The sequence below is a fragment of the Methanobrevibacter sp. genome, from assembly GCF_017409525.1.
Taxonomy (GTDB): Archaea; Methanobacteriota; Methanobacteria; order Methanobacteriales; family Methanobacteriaceae; genus Methanocatella.
Genome location: NZ_JAFQSO010000011.1, coordinates 111,538 through 130,316 on the forward strand (window position 1 = coordinate 111,538; position 18,779 = coordinate 130,316).

Below are 18,779 nucleotides of genomic sequence, written 5' to 3' on the forward strand. Positions count from 1 at the left end.
GTTATCTATATCTATTTTTAAAAAAACTTTTTATTTTGGAGTCTAGCTCCTTTAAATCATTCACGATGTCGTCTTTATTTAACATCTCTATTTTTGGGCGTCTTATCATTATGATGGCTATGTCCTTTTCATTGGCTGCCTGAATCTTTTCGATGACTCCGCCGATTTCCCCGCTTTCTTTGGTGATCATCACGCTTGCATCATACTTTTCTATCAAGTCGATGTTTTCCTGTTTTGTTGCGGCGCCAGTCATTGGGATGATGTGGTCAGGATTGATGGCCAGTTTCTCGCATTTTTCAAGTGATTTCTCCACTTTTAAAATTCTTGGATAGAACCTTTTGGCAGGGACATGTTTCATGACATCCTCCATGGTGTTGGCTCCTGCAAAATGCAGGACATTTCCTTCATCAAATTCATCGGCTATCAGTTTTCCCGCTTCGTCAAATGAATCTGCATAATGAATGCGGGACGTGTCTATGTTATCAAGGTTGGTGGTGGGTCTTTCAAAGCGGACATATGGAATTTCAAGCTCACTGGCAATGCTTGCTGAAGTCTGTGTTATGTGGGCTGCAAACGGATGGGTCGCATCAATCAACATGTCAAAATCACCATCATTTATTATTTCAATTATCTCATCTTTGAGAAGAGGCCTTGCGATTGTATCGTCGCTTCCGCCTTCAATCGCCAATTTTGCACCGTATTCCGTAGTGGTTGTGGTTAGGATGAATGCATCATAATTCTGTTTAATGTGTTCTATGATATTTATCGAATCTTTGGTGCCGCCCAGTAGGAATATTTTCATTTTATCACTTTATTCATTATTTTGTTAGCTATTACTATTGTTGAGGCAATCAGCGTAATCGCTATCCAGTCAAGCAATCCTATTGCAGTTGTCCTGAAGATTATCTGAAGCTGTGGAATGTATATTATCAGCACCTGCAGGATGAATGACAATATAATTCCCATATACAGGTATTTGCTTGATTTGTCGGAATTGGATTTTCCGTTGTAGGCATTGAACAGCTGGTACATCACGAATAACGTGAACGCTATTGTCATAGCTCTTCTAGTTGTGCTTCCCATATATATCTCATAGCTGAATGCCAGTATTGTCCCGATTGCCATCACGAGCCCCAGGATGAATATTTCCATGAGGGCATTTTTTGTCAGGATGTCTCCGGTTTCAGGAGGGCGCTGCATTATGTTTCTTTCGCCCCCTTCCATGCCTAATGTCTGTGCAGGAGGTCCGTCCATCACAATATTGAGCCATAGCAATTGCACGGGGTTGAACGGAAGTGGAAGTGACAATAGGCTTGTTCCGATAATTGTCAGGATTGCCCCTACATTTGTCGATACCTGGAACTTGACGAATCTCTTGATGTTGTCATAGATCTTTCGCCCTTCCCTTATTGCCTTCACTATTGTCGAGAAGTCATTGTTTTTAAGAATCATGTCGGATGCTTCTTTTGCAACGTCAGTTCCGTCACCCATGGCTATTCCGATGGATGCCTTTTTGAGTGCTGGAGCATCATTGACTCCGTCTCCTGTCATTGCAACGACATTTCCAAGTTGTTTCAATGCTTCGACTATCCTCATTTTTTGGATTGGCTTCACTCTTGCGTATACTTGGACGTCACTCACAACCTTTAAGTATTCCTCATCGCTTAAGCTGTCCAGCCGGTCTCCTGTCATTGTGCATCCGTCAGTCAGGATGCCTAGATTTCGTGCTATTGCGCATGCGGTTCTTTCATGGTCTCCTGTAATCATCACCACTTCGATTCCTGCGTTTTTGCAGTCATCTATGGCCTTTTTAGCATCTTTTTTTGCAGGGTCTATCAGGCCGACGAGGCCGGTGAATGTCAGTTCCTCTTCCGGATTTTCACTGTCACCGATTTTGTATGCAAGGCCGATTACTCTCAATGCCTGTGTTGTCATTTCAGTAATCTTTTCAGTGAGCATTTCCTTAATTTCAGGAGTAATTATTTCAATAGTTCCATCATCATCTACCCATTTGCATTTACCTAAAATGATTTCTGGCGCACCTTTTGACAAGACAATATTTTTTTCACCGTCCAGTCTATGTATAGTGGTCATCATTTTGCGATTGCTGTCAAGTGGGATTTCATCAATTCTTTCATAGCTTTTTTTGCAATCCTTGAAAAATTTTAGAATGGCTCCATCGGTTTGATTTCCTATCACTTCATCTCCGTTAAGGACTGCATTATTGCATAAACTTCCAATGACTTCGCTTTTGTCTTTGTTTGTAAGAAAGCTTTCCACTACAGTCATTTTATTTTCGGTCAGTGTGCCTGTTTTGTCGCTGCAGATTACAGTGCATGACCCGAGCGTTTCAACAGAAAGCAATCTTTTGACGATGGCATCGGATTTTGCCATTTCGCTCATTCCAAGTGCCAGTGTCAAGGTCAGGACTGCAGGAAGACCTTCTGGAATTGCGGCAACGGCCAGCGATACTGCTGTCATGAATGTCTCGACAAGAGGAATTCCCTTCATGAATTCCATGATGAAAATGGCTATACAGACAACTATTGCAATTGCAGAGAGGATTTTCCCAAGCCTTCCTACCTTTTGCTTTAGCGGGGTGTCTTCATCCTCGCTTTGGACGATGTCTGCGATTTGACCCATTTGAGTATCCATTCCGATTGCGCTCACGACTCCTGTGGCGTTTCCGGAAACTATATTTGAGTCCATGTAGATCTCATCATCTTTTTGTTTTGGAATCGCTTCGGATTCCCCTGTGAGATATGATTCGTCACAGCTCAGGTTTTTGGCTTCAAGCAGTATCGCATCTGCGGGAACCTTATTCCCTTCCTCCAGAACTATGATGTCTCCAACCGTCAGCTCGCATGCATTGATTTGGAAAGTCTTGCCATCCCTTTTGACAACGGCCTTTTTAACCATCAGGCTTTTAAGCGATTCGACAGCCTTTTGGGACCGGTATTCCTGTATGAATCCTATGATTGTATTCAGCATGACTGCCAGAAGAATCACGCTTGCGTCAATTATGTCTCCGATGGCGAATGATGCGATGGCTGCTATAATCAAAAGAGCTATCAGAACGTCAATGAACTGTGAGAGAAACAAAACGTATGCCGGTGTTGGCTTTTTTTCTTCAAGCTCGTTCAATCCGAATTTTTTCTGTCTTTCAAGCGCTTCTTTTGTGCTCAATCCATTTGCTGATGTTTTGTATTTGGATAATATGTCGACCATAACATCACCTCAAGCAGTAGAAGCTTGCTTTTCTGAAATTTTTTAATTTCATTTTAACCTTGCCGGTATTTAAATCTTCGTTCGTCAGAGGCTTGATTATGAGCTGCGAGTCGACTTTCAGGGCAAGCTTCACCAGATATGGCTGAAGCTCGCTTGGCGGCCTGATGGAATAGATTATGTCAGCGTCGCTGTAAAGGTCAAGATTGGGATTTCTGATGTCGTCCCTTATTATGCTGTCATCTGCCGGTGCGATATCGGTTTTTATCAATGTGATGTTTTCCTTTTGTGATAGCTCATTGGCTATCCTGTCAAATTTTCCAACACCTATCTCGGCTATCTTGACGTTTTTGTTTTCGGATTCGCTGATTATATAATCCCTGAAATCTTGCCACATTTTCTTGTCCTCATTTTATATTAATTCATACAAACTATTAAATACATTGCTTTTAATATGTTATCTTAGCATGATTGTAAGAAAATTCCAACCCACAGATTTAAAAAGAGTCTTTGAAATTGAAAGCATGTCATTCAACCAGTCATATGGCATAAACATGTTTCAGCAATTGCATGACATGGGTGTGGGATTTTTGGTGGCCGAAAAGGACGGCTATGTGGTAGGCTATGTTCTCTTCTGGATCAAGTATGAGAATCAGGGCCATATAATATCTATAGCTGTCGACAAGAATTACAGGAGACGGGGGTATGGAACCCAACTTCTGGTGAAGGCCATTTCAATTCTGTCGCTTCTCCATCTTGATACAATCTATCTGGAAGTCAATGAGAACAACAGGGGAGCCGTCGAATTCTACGAGCAGTTCAGTTTTAAACAGGATCGCGTGGTCCCAGGATATTACGAGAACGGTGACGGAGCCATAGTGATGTATCTAAAGCTGGAGGGAGGTAAGATTTCCAGAAAGTAACTGTCGATATTCGTTGATCATTTCAGGTGGGAAGTTCCCTGTTAAATATAATGTTGCAAATATCAGGATGTAAATGACGAATATTGCAAGCTGGATGCGGCCATGCTTTTTGGCGACGGGATCTTTTCTGGTTGATAGGTAAATGGCTATTATCAAGCCGATAATGCCTCCCAAAAAGGAGAAAATGTAGCCTAAAACAATCAGCAGTCGGCTTGTTCTAGGAAAATTCTGCTGGCCTATGGTTTCTTTTCTAATCACAACGGGGTTTATGACGGTATTGTTTTGGAACTGGTTTTTAAAAAGCAATGGTGTGCCGCACTTCACGCAGAAATCAGCCTCATCAGGATTTTCATATCCGCATAATGGGCATGTCTGTGCACTGGTTTCTATTTTTGGAAATTCATATCCGCATTTGATGCAGAACCCATAAACGTCATCACTTGTCGAACCGCATTGCGGACATCTTCTAAATACCATACTTATAATTAATAAGTAATAGGTTTATAAAGTTTTTTAATTAATTGTTATATATGGTTGGTATCCATGATTGAAAAAATAGAAATCACGCAACGCTTCAATTTCAAACGCCTCAACAGGCACTATGAATGTTTCACCATTGACCTGGCAAATAAAAATGCTTATTATAAGATTTCGGAAAGGGGCAGTGGGGACAAGGTTTTGGATGAAAGCATGCTGTGTGATGATTCATGGATTGACATTCTGGTTGACCTGCGCTCCAAGATGACCAGCAAAATCCATTATCTGACAGATGAGGATGTTAACCGATTTCTAGATGACTTTGAGGGACTGGATTTGTTCAAAGGTTTTGAGGGTGAAGAGTTCCGATATTTTGAAAAGCTGGAGCTGATTTACTCCTGCATTGTCATAATCTATTCGAGCGACGGATATGCAGAATATAGCTTCAAGAACAAATTTCCAAAAAATTGGGTGAGTTTCGGCGAAATCTTAAAGGATTTGTTCGGTTTTGATGTTCTGCATTTGGATTATCAAAAGCAGCTGGCGACCCCTCTTTTTCATGACATTCGCTCCGATGGGGTTTATTCTGATGGCAAGAAATTAACTGTCAAGACAATTGAGTTCGGGCATTACCGCACTTACCCGTATGAACTGCCCAATCCCAGATTAATCATCAATTTTGAAGATAAGAGAATTGACGGATACATTCAAAAGGACTTGACCTCGGAGGATGAGAAGTCCATATTGAACCTTTTGGAGGATTATCATGTTTTCTCCTGGATTTTAAAAGATTATCACAACAAGTCTCAGGCTCGTGACCCTGACGATCTGGAAGGATATGACTGGTATCTGGAAATGGTCCTTGAAGGAGATGTCATCTGGCACATATTCGGATATAATGAATATCCAGACACTTATGTCCATTTGGCAAGGAGGGTAATTGAAATGACTGGGATGGATTTGCTTGAAATGAATACCATTTCCGGCGAGGATATTGAGTTATTTAATAAATTCGGAGATAGGATTTTATCCAAATAGCTATTTTTTTCATTAATTATTTATATTTAAAAAAAGATACTTATTACTATTATATTAATTTAATTTTTATAGGGATAACATGGCTGAAGTATCATCAAAAGAATTATATGAATTTAAAAAAGCATTAAAAGAATTGGCGCAAAAGAAAGGTAGAGGTACAGAGCTTGTTTCCGTTTATATTCCACCTGATAAGCAATTGAGTGATGTTGGTAAGCACATGAGGGACGAGCTTGGTCAGAGCGCTAACATCAAGAGTAAACAAACAAGAAAAAATGTACAGTCCGCTATTGAAGTAATCCTGCAAAGGATTCGTTTATATAAGCAGCCTCCTGAACATGGTCTGGTGCTGTTCGTGGGAATGATTCCGAAAGGAGGTCCCGGTACAGAAAAGATGGAGACCTATGTTATAGAGCCGCCTGAACCGGTCACAACCTACTGGTATAAATGTAACAACGAATTCTTCCTCGAGCCTCTTGAATACATGATTGAGGAAAGGGACACCTATGGGGTTGCCGTAATCGACAGAAGGGAAGCCACCATCGCATCAATGAAAGGTAAGAAAATCAATATCCTGACTCACATTACCAGTGGGGTTCCTGGAAAGCACAAGGCTGGAGGACAATCCCAAAGAAGGTTCGACAGGGTTATCGAACAGGCAGCTCACGAGTTCTTGAAGCGTATAGGTGACCACATGAACGACGATTTCCTGCCTCTCAAGGATGACCTTAAAGGAATCATCATAGGGGGACCTGGATTTACAAAGAACGACTTTGCAGATGGGGACTATCTTAACTATGAGCTTAAGCAAAAGATATTGGCTATTGAGGACACTTCATATACTGGGGACTTCGGTATTCGTGAAGTGATTGAGAAATCCGCCCCTGTCTTAAGTGATTTAGATGTAATTCATGAAAAGGAGCTTGTCCAAAGGTTCTTAAGGGAATTGACCAATGACAAGGGATTGGCTTCCTATGGTGAGGATGAAGTCAGAAACAACTTGACAATAGGTGCGGTTGACACATTGCTTCTGTCTGAGGATTTGACAGCGCTTCGAAAGAAGTTTGTCTGCCCTACCTGTGGCGTTGAGAAGGAATTCACTGTAAAATCACAATCCGAAGCGGACAAGATTGAGGAAAGATGTCCAAATTGCAATGAGCTTTTAAAAGAAGAGGAATCCGCTGACTTGGCCGATTACTTTGTTGAAAAGGCTGAAGAAATGAGCACTAATGTCGAGTTCATATCTACCGAAACCGATGAGGGAATGCAGCTTTTCAGGGCATTCGGTGGAATAGCCGCAATATTGAGATATCACGTTGAATACTAGTTTTTATAGCTGTTTGGAGACTTGTCCAAATTGGTTATAATATTTTTCACTCTTTTTTTCTTTTTCGGAATGTAAAATTCGTTCAGGCCTTCCTCCAGGCGTATCCTGTTTATTAATTTGTAAAACAGGTATTGAGAAATTTCACACTCCTCATTCAGTTCGATGTATAATGAGTGTGGGGTTCTTTTTTTGGACAGGTAGTTTTCCTTCAGCTTGTTGTATTGGGATCTTTTTATTTTCTCAGCCATCTATTCACCGGTTTTATTATTTTGTATATCAAAAAATAATTTTTGCTGTATATTGTATCTTAATATGTTGATTATGCCTTATAAAGTGATGTGCTTTTCTAATTTTGATATAATTTTGTTTAATTTATTTGTTCTTATTGTAATGATTGTTTTACATTGGCTTTCATATTCCGCTAATTTTGAAAATTTTTTAGCGGCGTTTCGTTGGCAATCATTTTCCGACTTTGTCCACCAATTAATTATTTTAACTAGACAGTTTGGATTAATATCCAAAAAGGAATATCTAATTTAAGCCATTCTTTTGAATTGTTTATAAATTGTTTAAGCTAATTCTTGGTTTCTTTGAATAATATTCGGATATTTTATTAAAAATTGAAAAATATTAAATATAAGAAAATTCAAATACATTATTATATTGTTAAATTTGGCCATATGCCAGCAGATGAAGATTTAATGATATGATTCTAAATTTTATTTGGAGGAATATTTTTGTCATACGTAGACGAAGTAATTGAAACTATTATAGAACAAAACCCTGCTGAACCGGAATTCCACCAAGCTGTACGCGAAGTAATGGAATCCTTAAGGGTTGTAATTGAAGAAAACGAAGAAGAATACAGAAAAAACGCACTTCTTGAAAGATTGGCTAATCCGGAAAGGCAATTGAAATTCCGTGTCCCATGGATTGACGACAACGGCCAAGTGCAAGTCAACACCGGATACAGAGTACAGTTCAACAGTGCAATCGGACCTTACAAAGGCGGATTACGTTTTCACCCATCTGTAAACTTAGGTATTATCAAATTTTTAGGTTTCGAACAAATTTTCAAAAACTCCTTGACTGGCCTTCCAATCGGTGGAGGAAAAGGTGGATCTGACTTTGATCCTAAAGGAAAATCAGACAGAGAAATCATGGCATTCTGCCAATCCTTCATGACTGAATTATGCAAATACATTGGTGCAGATACTGATGTTCCTGCTGGAGATATTGGAGTAGGTGGTCGTGAAATCGGATTCTTATTCGGCCAATACAAAAGAATCAGAGGATTATACGAAGGAGTATTAACCGGTAAAGGATTATCCTTCGGAGGTTCATTAGCTAGAACTGAAGCTACCGGATACGGATTATTATACTTTGTAAACGCTATGCTAAAAGCAAACGACATTGACATTGCAGGAAAAACCATTGTAGTGTCCGGTGCAGGTAACGTAGCAATTTACGCAATCGAAAAAGCTCAGCAATTAGGCGGTAAACCTGTAACCTGTTCAGATTCAACCGGTTGGATTTACGACCCTGAAGGAATCGATGTTGAGTTATTAAAAGAAATCAAAGAAGTAAGAAGAGAAAGATTGACTGCATATGCTGAAGCGAGAGAAAGCGCAGAATACCACGAAGGCAAAGGCGTATGGACAATCAAATGTGACATCGCTCTTCCATGCGCTACCCAAAACGAATTGCAATTGGAAGACGCTAAAATCTTGGTTGAAAACGGTGTTTTAGCTGTTGGTGAAGGTGCAAACATGCCGACCACCATCGAAGCTACTGAATACCTCCAGGAAAATGATGTATTGTTCTCACCGGGTAAAGCATCCAATGCAGGTGGAGTAGCTACTTCCGCACTTGAAATGTCTCAAAACTCACAAAGGTTATCCTGGACATTTGAAGAAGTTGACGGAAGACTTCAAACAATCATGGAAGATATCTTTGCAAATGTTGCAGCTGCAGCTGAAGAATACGACTTAGGTAAAAACTACGTTGCAGGAGCAAACATCGCAGGATTCAAGAAAGTTGTTGACGCAATGAACGCACAAGGAATCGTATAGATTTCCTTGTTTATTTTTTCTTTTTTTAGGTTATTTAAGTTTTATTTAACTTATAACTTATTTTTTAGCATATTTATTTAAAATTAATGTAAATTAATTGGATTTATTTATTTTAGGGTATTTTTATTAGGTTATTTTTTAGTATGTTTTTGTGCAAAATAACACTTCCAAAAATTTCATTATTTTTATAAAATAGATTCTATAGTTAGAATTTCTCTTAAGTTTTTCATTTCCAAGAATGATATTAAATATATTTAATTACAATAATTATAAATAATATATTTGATATAATTAATGTATATAATTAACTTCAATGTACTGGAGGATTCGCCATGGCAATGAAAACAATTCGTGTAACTGAGGAAATTCATACCAAACTAGCTCATTTGGGTTTAAAATCCGAAACATACAATGATATTATAGCTAGATTAATTGACGTGTATGAAAGAATGTATTTTGATGAATTAAGTGATGAAGACGCAGATTACTATAATGAAAGGATTAGGCATTTTGAAAGCGGCGACTACAGCGGCACCAGAAAAGTTGATTTAAATGCCATCCGAAAATAATTCTGAAGTGAATTATGAACTTTTTGAAGATAGATTTCCTTGTTTATTTTTTCTTTTTTTAGCTTAATATTTGGTCATATGATTATTGGGGAATTTTTAAATTTTTAATATTATTTTAACTTGTTAAACTTTATTTTTTCTTGCTTTCAATTGTTTTTACTCGAGTTTTTCTTGTTTTCATCGTAGGGTGGTATCTGGGGGTTCATCGTGTTTTTTCATATCTGTGATTTTATGCGCTGTCGCACTTCAAAAGTTAATATGTACTATCTTTTACTAAACTAATATTAAATTTCTTTTATATTCAATTGAAATTAGTCAAATGTTTTAATTATTAAACTGAGATTAATTTTCTTTTGAAATTTAAAATAAAGTAACTGGAGGCAGTACCATGGATATTGAATATATTAAAGATAATTATAAATTCGAAACATTAACTGAAAAGCATGATTTGAGTAATTTTGAATGTGGCTCTGATGATTTAAATGATTTTATTAAAAATGATGCATTAAACCAACAGATGGATAAAATAAATATCACTAAAGTAATAATTTGTGATGAAGAAATTATTGGGTTTGTATCATTGCTGACTGACACTATCCCTTTGAAAAACATTCGGGATGAAAATATCCGGTTAAAATTAAAACCTCATTACAATGAAGATGTTGAAAATGTTCCAAAAAAGAAACCCTTGCCTGCAATAAAAATAGGAAGATTTGCAATTGATAAAAAATATACGAATAATGGTTTAGGTTCACATATCCTAAGAAATGTCATAAACTCCATTAGGAAATTATCTGAAAATGATGTAGGTTTAAGGTTTATCGTCGTTGAAGGTTATGCCAGTGCTTATAATTTTTATGCGGTCCATAATCACTTTTCAAACTTAAAAAAAGATGATGAATTAATTAAAGAGAAGTTAGACAGGATTATTCAACAAAATCCTGAACAAACTTTCTACTTGTATCTTGATCTCAAGAAAAGTTAAAATAGTACTATTCTTTGAGATTCGCATTTTTTTCTAAATTCACGGTCTTCTCTGCTAGGAGGTTCATTCATTTTCCTTAAAAAATCCCTAGCTTCTTTACCATATAATGTTGGAGTTTCACCAATAGGTTTTGCCATGTGCATTCACCTCAGTAATATTTTAATATTTAATTGTTTTTTGTCCTTTAAATAGTTTACATTTTTCATTAATTTGGTAAATAATTATTTTTTTTTAAGATTATGCAAATATTTATATAGTATGGTTTTTTCAAAGCAATTTTACATATTAAAAGCAATTTTTAAGGTTTAATGGGAAGTTTTTATTAGGATCTATTTTTTAAAAGTAGGGTGGTATCACCCAATTCCCGCACAAGGAATCGTATAGATTCCTATCTTTTTTTGGTTAATGAATATTATTTAGTAAAATATGTATTATATTAATTCTTTTTTAAGCTTTCTAAAAATTAAATGAATTTATTTATATTATAGTTTTTAACATATAGTTACTTAGTGATATCTATGAAGGCTTTAAAAATACTGGTTATCATGCTTGTTTTAATTATGTCGGCAGGGGCTGTTTGTGCAGCGGATGCCATTTCTAGTGATGATGCAGGTAATGATGGTCAAATAATTCTAGAAACTATACAAGAAAATGATAATTTAGAAAGTATACAAGAAGGCGATACTTTAGAAACTACGCAGAATGATGTTTATTCGGAGGGTGAAGCTTCATTCACTGATTTGAAAAAAGACATTGCCAATTCAACTGGTGTTTTTGTGATGGATTGCGACTATAAATTTGACAGCATTTTCGATAACTTTACCACAGGCATAATAATTGACAGGGACAATTTTGCCATTGAAGGTAATGGATTCACAATCGATGCGAACGGTCAGTCTGCAATATTCACTATCAATTCAAAAAATGTGACAATAAATAACCTCACATTCATAAATGCAAAAGCTTCTCAGGGTAGTGTTCTTTTAATCGCCAAGAATGCGAGCGTAACAACAAACCATGTCAATTTCATAAACAACACTGCAAAGGATAGCGTAATTTGTGATAGGGGATTATATTACAGTAACTATGACACATTCCGTGATTGTACTGCAAATATGGGAGTTATAAAAGTAATCCAAGGAGAATTGTATGTTGATAGTGCAGTCATGACAAGCTCCAAAATGTTGAACTGGGGTTTTATTTATACTGAGACTGGTCTTTCCAATATCACAATTGCCAATTCAATCTTTGCAAATACCACTTCCAACTACTCTGCGGCAGTCAGGGGATGTGAAAGAACATTCATCAGGAATACAAAATTCTTTAACCTATATTCTGAAATCTCTGCGGGGGCAGTTGCTCTTAAAGATGTAATAATTGGTAAAATTGACGGATGTACATTCATCAATGCCTCCTCTCAAAAAAATGGGGGAGCAGTGTTGATTGATGTTGTTGGAGAAGGGGAATATAATGGATATGTCACAGTCAGCAATTCCAGTTTTGCTGATTGCCGTTCCGGATTTGGTGGAGTAATAATACAATATGGTGGAGGTCTTACAGTAGTTTCCTGTAATTTCACAAACAATTCCGCTGATTTCGACGGTGGTGCAGTATATACCTCTCAATCTAAAGTTTATATTCTAAATTCTTCATTCACCGAAAACCGCGTGGAATATGGGGGCATTCGAGGAAGTTTTGGTGGTGCAGTCTATTGCGATAGTTCTCAATTGTACTTCACTGGCAATAACTTAACCAAAAATTCCGCACAATATGGTGGAGGAATATCTGGCTTTGACCTAGGTTATTATATTGATGGCAATACATTTAAGGACAATACCAATTTCAACGGTAGCTTTGATGACATCTACACAATATTTGATGATGCTCAATCAAGTTTTGGTGTCAACATATATAGTGGTGAAAATTCCCGTGACCTGAACAATACCGATTATGCTACAATAATGGATATTGAAGGAATGGCACTTGTAATATTGAACAATACAATTGATACGGTAGTTATTCCTTCCAAATTTGATTTGCGCGATTGGGGATGGGTCACACCTGTCAGAGACCAAGGCCGTGCAGGATCATGCTGGGCATTCGGATCTTCTGGTGCAATTGAATCCGCAATATTGAGATATTTGGGTATTGAAATGGACATTTCTGAAAATAACATGCAAGATGTCTCATTGGAGTACAACCCTTATGGGATTATAAGCTTCACTGAAGGAGGTTCTGCAGATATGGGTGCTGCTTATGCATTAAGTTGGTTTGGTGTATTCTCATCAGAATATGATGTCTATGACCAGTTGGGTAAAATCTCACCTATAATCGCTGTGGCCAACAGCATCCACTTCCAGGATGTTGTTTTCGTACCTGCCCGCAAAAATGTAACCGATAATGACTTGTTGAAACGAGCCCTATTGAAATATGGTGCTCTATCCGTTACCTATGCTGCCGATCAGGTTCCTCCACTCTTGAATCCGAAAACTTCCGCACAATACAATAATGAGACAGAAGTGGCTGACCATGTTGTTTCATTGGTCGGTTGGGACGATCACTATTCAGCAAGCAACTTCTTGATTACTCCTCCTGGCGACGGTGCATGGATAATCAAAAACAGTTGGGGAGCAATTAATGGGGATGGAGGATACTACTACATTTCCTATTATGATTTGAACTTTGCAACCAATGATATTTCAGTCGGATATGTGCTTGAAAATACAGTCAAATATAACAAGAACTATCAGTATGACATTCAGGGCAAAATTGTCCACTTTAATTTATCAACAGAATACCGCAATAATTTTGTAGCTGTTGATGATGATTTGATTGGGGCTGTTGGAACCTACTTCAACGATACCAATGTGGAATATAGCATTGAAGTTTATGTAAACGATGTCTTGAGACTTGTACAGGATGGTGTTTCTCCATTTGCAGGTTTCCATACTATCAAATTTGACTCATATGTTCCAATTAAAAAAGGAGATGTCTTCACAGTTAAAATCAAATCAAATTCCGTTCCGTTTTTAGTAAACTCAAGACAACATTATGTTGAAGGCTCCTCACAGGTCTTCATTGAAAATGAGTGGAAAAATGTGTCTTATATGGAAGAATTGCACGGTGTTCATTTTGTTGCCTCTGTAAAAGCATACACAGTTGCTGATGATACCAAAATCATCAACAACAATGACATTGCAGTCGATTATGCCGGAGGTTCCTACTTCTCAGTTAAGGTCGTAACCGATGACGGCCATGCAGTCGGTGAGGGCGAAACTGTAAAATTCACAATTGACGGAAAAACATCCTCTGTCAAAACTGACATCAATGGTGTGGCTAAAATCAAGATAACTAATGTTCCTAAAAAATACACAATGACAACCACATATAATGGAAAATCAGTTAAAAACACAGTCACCGTAAAACAGGTCCTCACAACAAGTAAGGTCACAGTCAAAAAGACTGCCAAGAAGTTTACCTTAAAGGCAACCCTTAAAATCAACGGCAAAGTTGTTAAAGGCAAATGGATAACCTTCAAGTTCAACGGTAAAACCTACAAGGTCAAGACCAATTCAAAAGGTGTTGCGCAAAAGACCTTGAACAAAAAAGTTATCAACAAGCTCAAGAAAGGTAAAACCTACACAGTTAAAGTGATTTACCTTAAGGATGCAATAAAAACAACAGTTAAAGTTAGATGATTTTTTTCATCTACACTTATTTTTTTTACATAGAAGTTTTTGGTGAACTTTAATCATTTTAATGAAATTCTGACCGTGTTTTGTATTACTTTTTAATTGTCAAGGTATTAAAAATCTTCAAAATAGCTGTCGGTTCACACAAGGAATCGTATAGATTTCCTTGATTTTTTTCTTTTTTTTAAGAGTTTTTAACTCTTCTTTTTTTTTATTTTAATTTAGTTTTAGTAAAATATGATTTTAACTTATTAAACTTTATTTTTTCTTGTTTTTAAGCATGAAAGGGCGAAATTGTAAAACAAAAATTATTTATATGTCAATCGATAAATTTTTCAATGTGTTGCGATTATGAAATTTAGAAAAGAAATTATTATTTTTTCATTAATAATACTATTCATGCTAATGTCTGCCGTTAGTGCAGAAGAAAATATAACCGTTGATGATGGAGCTGATTCAACTTCAGATTACATTGAGTTAGAGTCTGATCAAGGTTATATTGAAAATAATATTAGCGAGAATCCCATCCTAGATGATGATGTTATGGATGATGATAATAGCTCAGAAGAAGATGTTGAACAGGATGCCTGCACTGGCTCATTTGACAAGCACGGCGCCTATCTAGACTATGGGTTTAATGGCGCATCCTATGCTAAAACTTCTTCAATTAAGAATTTTGCTGTTCACAAATCATCTCCATGTTCATATTATTCAAAGGGTGATGATGCAGATGTTAGAGATAATGAAAATAGTATTGATGCAATGCTTTCTAATTTTCAATCACCAGATGTTATGGATTTTGAAGCATTAAATGATATTATTAATGATATTCACACCGAAGATCTTTTTGAGGAAACATACTCCAGTTACAGACAATATTTTGATTATTTAATATTTGATTCATTAAGAAACTTAATTGAAGAAAATAATATTGGAGATGTTTTTAATGATGAAATGGAATTATTCATGGAATCTGATAGTAATATTTCGGATATGCTGATTATTCAGGACGATATGACATTAATGAATCAAACATTTGATTTAAATACAATGCCTGACGATTGTATTAATTCATTTGAGATGGAATCGGATATGCAATTATCTGATGATGTGGGTTGTTGGCGTGATTCACAAGACGATTCTGATAAGACTGTAGCAATGCAGAGTTTTAAATTTAGCCAACAGATTAATTGTTTATCGAGCAATATATCGGAAAATATTCAACCTACTTTTTATCATATGATTGGATGTGAATGTACCAACACCAGCTTCACTAAACAGTATAGTTATGAAAATCTTCCAAAAGTTAGTGAATTTGATACCATTACCTATGCTGAAGAAGATAACCACGATTATGTTCTCTTTAAAAAATATAATGTCAATTCTCCATTTATTGTAGAAAATACTTCTATTTTTGTATTATTTGGAGTAATTGAAATCAAAATCCCTTAAAAAAACTTAGGGATTTTCCCGCTATTTTTATAAAATATTTAAATTAATGAAAAATATTTTTTCTTATTTTAAATATTGGGAATAATTTTTTTAGCTCGGATCTTATTATTTTTTAAAAAATAAATGCACTAAAAAAATGGCATTTTAATATTGAAAATAATTTAAAGCTAAAAACATTATTTCTAGTTTTTAAAGAGAATTAGGAATAAAAATTAAAATCGAGGTTTAATAAATGAAATCTAAAACTAAAATAATTATATTTTCATTGCTTATATTGATGCTGTCAATTTCAGCAGCAAGTGCACATGAAAATATAATCGAAGATGGAAACAACACAGTAAATGATATAATAGGTATTAATCATTTTGATTTTGGATTGGATGATGATGGGTTAGATGATGATTCTGATGATTGGGATGATGATTCTGATTTAGATGAGGATGATGATGATTGGGATGGCGATGAAGACCTAGATGATGATTATTGGGACGATGATGATTGCTGGGATGATGATGAAGACCTAGATGATGATTATTGGGACGATGATGATTATTGGGATGATGATGAAGACCTAGATGATGATTATTGGGATGATGATGAAGACCTAGATGATGATTATTGGGACGATGATGATTATTGGGATGATGATGAAGACCTAGATGATGATTATTGGGACGATGATGATTGCTGGGATGATGATGAAGACCTAGATGATGATTATTGGGACGATGATGATTGCTGGGATGATGATGAAGACCTAGATGATGATTATTGGGATGATGATGATTGCTGGGATGATGATGAAGACCTAGATGATGATTATTGGGATGATGATGATTATTGGGATGATGATGAAGACCTAGATGATGATTATTGGGACGATGATGATTATTGGGATGATGATTATTGGGATGATGATGAAGACCTAGATGATGATTATTGGGACGATGATTGGGATGGAAATTATACAAATTCATCCATAAAATTCTACAAATTAATTTCATACTATCGTAATGAAACAGCCATATATAAAACCACCTCTTCAATTGGAAACATGTCCTATGCTGATTTAGGTAGTGAAGAGGATTGTGAAGACACATGGGGTAATGATTCTGATGATTGGAATGAGGATTCCCAAGAAGAGTCCGGTCTAAAAGATTTACAATCTTTCATGACTGCCTGTCTTGGAGCTTCAGCAAGTTTTGAAGCCCCTGACGTATTATCAGAAAATCATGGATCTGTTTTAAAAAGCATTAATCAAGGTCAAAATCTCTTAGATGATGAAAAAGAAGGTAATGTTACTGGTGATAAGGATTATGATACAATAAATTTCTCATCTGATGATGATTTGGATGTTTTAGGTTTATTGGTTTCCATATTGCTTTGTATTTTATTGTTAATATAAGAATTTAAAAGGAAGTGTTAAACTACGAAGTTTTAGAAATCATGTTATTTGCATTATTAGGGGGTGTTGAACCTCCTTTAATGCATATGGTGAGATTTGAGAAATAAAACAATGTTTTTTTAGGAATTTTTACAACACTTCTTCTTTAAAGAATGCATGCAATTAATGTGAATGCCTATAAAAATGTTGTAATACTTGGCATTCTGTTTGGAAATAGTGATTCTGCTTTTGGCGGTGAATTTGTTCAATTGGATGGAATAGGACCTACACACTCAATGTGGCTTGCCTTAAAGACACAATAAAATCAATCGTTAAAGTCAGATGACCTTTTTCATCTACTTTTTTTAATTATTTTCCATAGTTATAATGATGGGATGAGTATATATTATTTTTTTCATTCTAAAGATTCTCAAAATTGCTGTCAGTTCACACTAGAGTCCGTACAGGTTCCTCAATTTCTTTTTTTTAACAGACTCTTAGTATGCCATCAACCTTATCGAAATCATCATCAAATGACAATATCTCATGTATGCCGTTTTCTTTCATGGTGTGGATTGCAGTGCAGTCGGCCAGGGACAGTGTTCCGTCAAATTTGAGGTAATATCTAAGTGATTCTTCAAGTAATGTATCTGATTTAAATATGGTGAAGTTATCTTTAATATATTTAAATGCCATTACTCCTACTTTTCCGCCGTGACAGCTTCCAATGAGATTCAATGATTCAATAATCATCGGTTCGGTGATTATTTTGTCTTCAGATTTTAGTTTTTCAAGAAGTCTGACTGCATCGTTGTGCCACTGGTCTTTTTCGACTATTAATGCAATTATGTAAGATGCATCTACAAATATCAAGTTATCACCATTTCAATCCTTTTGAACCTCTTTTTTTGATCTCAACGCTGTTATATGGTAATTCTGTTTTTATTAATCCTATTATGTCTTCTTCTGTAACTTTCTTTTCGATTTTCAATAGTATCCCTTCTTCTGTGTTTGTCCATGAAATTTCGTCCCCTGCAACAATGTCATAATGTTTTCTAAAATCTGCAGGAACTACGACTTGATTTGAAGAACTTACTTTTGTTATTGCATACATATAAATCACTTCCAATAATATAATGTATATTATGATTTATAAAGTATTTATAATTATACTTTATATTTTATAATTTGCAAAGTAATTCTTCAAATTTTTTATCTTAAAGAATGCAAGAATACCACGACTTCTTTAAAGTCGTGGATGAATTGCACAATTGGGTGTACAATTATTTTTTAAGAGTATGTCATGGGAGTTTTCTCATAAATAATTCGTTAGGTGCTTTTTTTATCTATTTTTATTAATTCGGTATAATATATGTTTTTTTTATAAAATTTCATGTTCTTTTTTTTATGAAGGAATTATTGCTTTTGGAGTAGAATATTGCTTTTAATTCGTAATCAGATTACTTTTCACATGCTCTTTGGTGTTATTTAAATACTTGCTAAGTCATATTTAGTATTAGGGTAGTATTATGTCTCTAAATTTTATTAAGGGGGATTGTTGTTGATGAGATTTGTTAATAAGAATTTGAAGATTAGGATTTATCCATCTAAGGCGGATAAAAACGATAAAGGAGATAA

At 35.8% G+C, this 18,779-nt stretch carries 18 protein-coding genes; 10 read left to right on the forward strand and 8 right to left on the reverse strand.

Features of this window, described 5'->3' with window-relative positions; genetic code table 11:
* Window position 1: 1 nt before the first annotated feature.
* Genes cobK through IJE64_RS05600 form a run of 3 tightly spaced genes read right to left on the reverse strand, consistent with a single transcriptional unit; the run spans window position 2 to window position 3,622 of the window.
* Window positions 2-802, reverse strand: a complete 801-nt coding sequence (gene cobK, locus IJE64_RS05590) for a precorrin-6A reductase (RefSeq protein ID WP_292783220.1) — start codon at window positions 800-802, stop codon at window positions 2-4.
* A complete protein-coding gene (locus tag IJE64_RS05595) occupies window positions 799-3,228 on the reverse strand; it encodes a calcium-translocating P-type ATPase, PMCA-type (protein WP_292783222.1) in 2,430 nt (809 codons plus the stop codon). Before IJE64_RS05595 ends, cobK begins: the two co-directional genes overlap by 4 nt.
* 4 nt (window positions 3,229-3,232) lie before the next feature.
* Window positions 3,233-3,622 carry a UPF0146 family protein gene (locus IJE64_RS05600; protein ID WP_292783225.1) on the reverse strand — a complete coding sequence of 130 codons (390 nt, stop codon included), beginning with the start codon at window positions 3,620-3,622 and terminating at the stop codon, window positions 3,233-3,235.
* Between the two features lie 70 nt (window positions 3,623-3,692).
* Here IJE64_RS05600 and rimI point away from each other — a divergent pair, with 70 nt between their 5' ends.
* Window positions 3,693-4,148 carry a ribosomal protein S18-alanine N-acetyltransferase gene (gene rimI, locus IJE64_RS05605; RefSeq protein ID WP_342764998.1) on the forward strand — a complete coding sequence of 152 codons (456 nt, stop codon included), beginning with the start codon at window positions 3,693-3,695 and terminating at the stop codon, window positions 4,146-4,148.
* Here the strand turns inward: rimI and IJE64_RS05610 are convergent.
* Window positions 4,113-4,625, reverse strand: a complete 513-nt coding sequence (locus tag IJE64_RS05610) for a zinc ribbon domain-containing protein (RefSeq protein ID WP_292783230.1) — start codon at window positions 4,623-4,625, stop codon at window positions 4,113-4,115. The two genes, rimI and IJE64_RS05610, sit on opposite strands and share 36 nt — an antisense overlap.
* A 66-nt stretch (window positions 4,626-4,691) precedes the next feature.
* Here IJE64_RS05610 and IJE64_RS05615 point away from each other — a divergent pair, with 66 nt between their 5' ends.
* Window positions 4,692-5,663, forward strand: coding sequence for a hypothetical protein (locus IJE64_RS05615; protein WP_292783232.1), 972 nt, complete (start codon window positions 4,692-4,694; stop codon window positions 5,661-5,663).
* A 79-nt stretch (window positions 5,664-5,742) separates the two neighbouring features.
* Window positions 5,743-6,987 carry a peptide chain release factor aRF-1 gene (gene prf1, locus IJE64_RS05620; protein WP_292783234.1) on the forward strand — a complete coding sequence of 415 codons (1,245 nt, stop codon included), beginning with the start codon at window positions 5,743-5,745 and terminating at the stop codon, window positions 6,985-6,987.
* Here the strand turns inward: prf1 and IJE64_RS05625 are convergent.
* Entirely contained in the window at window positions 6,984-7,235 is a 252-nt protein-coding gene (locus tag IJE64_RS05625) for a hypothetical protein (RefSeq protein ID WP_292783236.1), read from the reverse strand. The genes prf1 and IJE64_RS05625 overlap by 4 nt on opposite strands.
* A gap of 489 nt (window positions 7,236-7,724) precedes the next feature.
* Between IJE64_RS05625 and gdhA the strand changes: the two genes are divergently transcribed.
* The 3 genes from gdhA to IJE64_RS05640 all read left to right on the forward strand — a co-directional run bounded on the left by gdhA (window position 7,725) and on the right by IJE64_RS05640 (window position 10,613).
* Window positions 7,725-9,059 (forward strand): NADP-specific glutamate dehydrogenase, encoded by a 1,335-nt coding sequence (gene gdhA, locus IJE64_RS05630; protein WP_292783239.1) that lies wholly within the window; start codon window positions 7,725-7,727, stop codon window positions 9,057-9,059.
* A 332-nt stretch (window positions 9,060-9,391) separates the two neighbouring features.
* Window positions 9,392-9,628 carry a hypothetical protein gene (locus tag IJE64_RS05635; protein ID WP_292783241.1) on the forward strand — a complete coding sequence of 79 codons (237 nt, stop codon included), beginning with the start codon at window positions 9,392-9,394 and terminating at the stop codon, window positions 9,626-9,628.
* Window positions 9,629-10,016: 388 nt separating this feature from the next.
* Complete coding sequence (locus tag IJE64_RS05640; RefSeq protein WP_292783243.1) at window positions 10,017-10,613, forward strand: N-acetyltransferase; 597 nt, start codon at window positions 10,017-10,019, stop codon at window positions 10,611-10,613.
* Here the strand turns inward: IJE64_RS05640 and IJE64_RS05645 are convergent.
* Window positions 10,610-10,750 carry a hypothetical protein gene (locus tag IJE64_RS05645; protein WP_292783246.1) on the reverse strand — a complete coding sequence of 47 codons (141 nt, stop codon included), beginning with the start codon at window positions 10,748-10,750 and terminating at the stop codon, window positions 10,610-10,612. The genes IJE64_RS05640 and IJE64_RS05645 overlap by 4 nt on opposite strands.
* A 381-nt stretch (window positions 10,751-11,131) precedes the next feature.
* Between IJE64_RS05645 and IJE64_RS05650 the strand changes: the two genes are divergently transcribed.
* The 4 genes from IJE64_RS05650 (at window position 11,132) to IJE64_RS05665 (ending at window position 17,464) form a co-directional block, all read left to right on the forward strand.
* Entirely contained in the window at window positions 11,132-14,311 is a 3,180-nt protein-coding gene (locus tag IJE64_RS05650) for a C1 family peptidase (protein WP_292783248.1), read from the forward strand.
* Between the two features lie 345 nt (window positions 14,312-14,656).
* On the forward strand, window positions 14,657-15,757 hold the full coding sequence (locus tag IJE64_RS05655; RefSeq protein ID WP_292783251.1) for a hypothetical protein: 1,101 nt from the start codon (window positions 14,657-14,659) through the stop codon (window positions 15,755-15,757).
* 232 nt (window positions 15,758-15,989) lie between these two features.
* On the forward strand, window positions 15,990-17,162 hold the full coding sequence (locus tag IJE64_RS05660; RefSeq protein ID WP_292783255.1) for a hypothetical protein: 1,173 nt from the start codon (window positions 15,990-15,992) through the stop codon (window positions 17,160-17,162).
* Between the two features lie 152 nt (window positions 17,163-17,314).
* Window positions 17,315-17,464, forward strand: a complete 150-nt coding sequence (locus IJE64_RS05665; RefSeq protein ID WP_292783257.1) for a hypothetical protein — start codon at window positions 17,315-17,317, stop codon at window positions 17,462-17,464.
* 163 nt (window positions 17,465-17,627) lie between these two features.
* On the opposite strand, the gene IJE64_RS05670 is transcribed toward IJE64_RS05665, so the two are convergent.
* Window positions 17,628-18,014, reverse strand: a complete 387-nt coding sequence (locus tag IJE64_RS05670) for a type II toxin-antitoxin system VapC family toxin (protein ID WP_292783259.1) — start codon at window positions 18,012-18,014, stop codon at window positions 17,628-17,630.
* 4 nt (window positions 18,015-18,018) lie between these two features.
* Window positions 18,019-18,255 (reverse strand): AbrB/MazE/SpoVT family DNA-binding domain-containing protein, encoded by a 237-nt coding sequence (locus IJE64_RS05675; protein ID WP_292783262.1) that lies wholly within the window; start codon window positions 18,253-18,255, stop codon window positions 18,019-18,021.
* Window positions 18,256-18,779 lie beyond the last annotated feature (524 nt).

Excerpts from the sequence above, each read along its gene's own strand:
- cobK (WP_292783220.1), bottom strand. The coding sequence starts at position 802 with ATGAAAATATTCCTACTGGGCGGCACCAAAGATTCGATAAATATCATA.
- IJE64_RS05595 (WP_292783222.1), bottom strand. The coding sequence starts at position 3,228 with ATGGTCGACATATTATCCAAATACAAAACATCAGCAAATGGATTGAGC.
- IJE64_RS05600 (WP_292783225.1), bottom strand. The coding sequence starts at position 3,622 with ATGTGGCAAGATTTCAGGGATTATATAATCAGCGAATCCGAAAACAAA.
- rimI (WP_342764998.1), top strand. The coding sequence starts at position 3,693 with ATGATTGTAAGAAAATTCCAACCCACAGATTTAAAAAGAGTCTTTGAA.
- IJE64_RS05610 (WP_292783230.1), bottom strand. The coding sequence starts at position 4,625 with ATGGTATTTAGAAGATGTCCGCAATGCGGTTCGACAAGTGATGACGTT.
- IJE64_RS05615 (WP_292783232.1), top strand. The coding sequence starts at position 4,692 with ATGATTGAAAAAATAGAAATCACGCAACGCTTCAATTTCAAACGCCTC.
- prf1 (WP_292783234.1), top strand. The coding sequence starts at position 5,743 with ATGGCTGAAGTATCATCAAAAGAATTATATGAATTTAAAAAAGCATTA.
- IJE64_RS05625 (WP_292783236.1), bottom strand. The coding sequence starts at position 7,235 with ATGGCTGAGAAAATAAAAAGATCCCAATACAACAAGCTGAAGGAAAAC.
- IJE64_RS05635 (WP_292783241.1), top strand. The coding sequence starts at position 9,392 with ATGGCAATGAAAACAATTCGTGTAACTGAGGAAATTCATACCAAACTA.
- IJE64_RS05640 (WP_292783243.1), top strand. The coding sequence starts at position 10,017 with ATGGATATTGAATATATTAAAGATAATTATAAATTCGAAACATTAACT.
- IJE64_RS05645 (WP_292783246.1), bottom strand. The coding sequence starts at position 10,750 with ATGGCAAAACCTATTGGTGAAACTCCAACATTATATGGTAAAGAAGCT.
- IJE64_RS05650 (WP_292783248.1), top strand. The coding sequence starts at position 11,132 with ATGAAGGCTTTAAAAATACTGGTTATCATGCTTGTTTTAATTATGTCG.
- IJE64_RS05655 (WP_292783251.1), top strand. The coding sequence starts at position 14,657 with ATGAAATTTAGAAAAGAAATTATTATTTTTTCATTAATAATACTATTC.
- IJE64_RS05660 (WP_292783255.1), top strand. The coding sequence starts at position 15,990 with ATGAAATCTAAAACTAAAATAATTATATTTTCATTGCTTATATTGATG.
- IJE64_RS05665 (WP_292783257.1), top strand. The coding sequence starts at position 17,315 with ATGCATGCAATTAATGTGAATGCCTATAAAAATGTTGTAATACTTGGC.
- IJE64_RS05675 (WP_292783262.1), bottom strand. The coding sequence starts at position 18,255 with ATGTATGCAATAACAAAAGTAAGTTCTTCAAATCAAGTCGTAGTTCCT.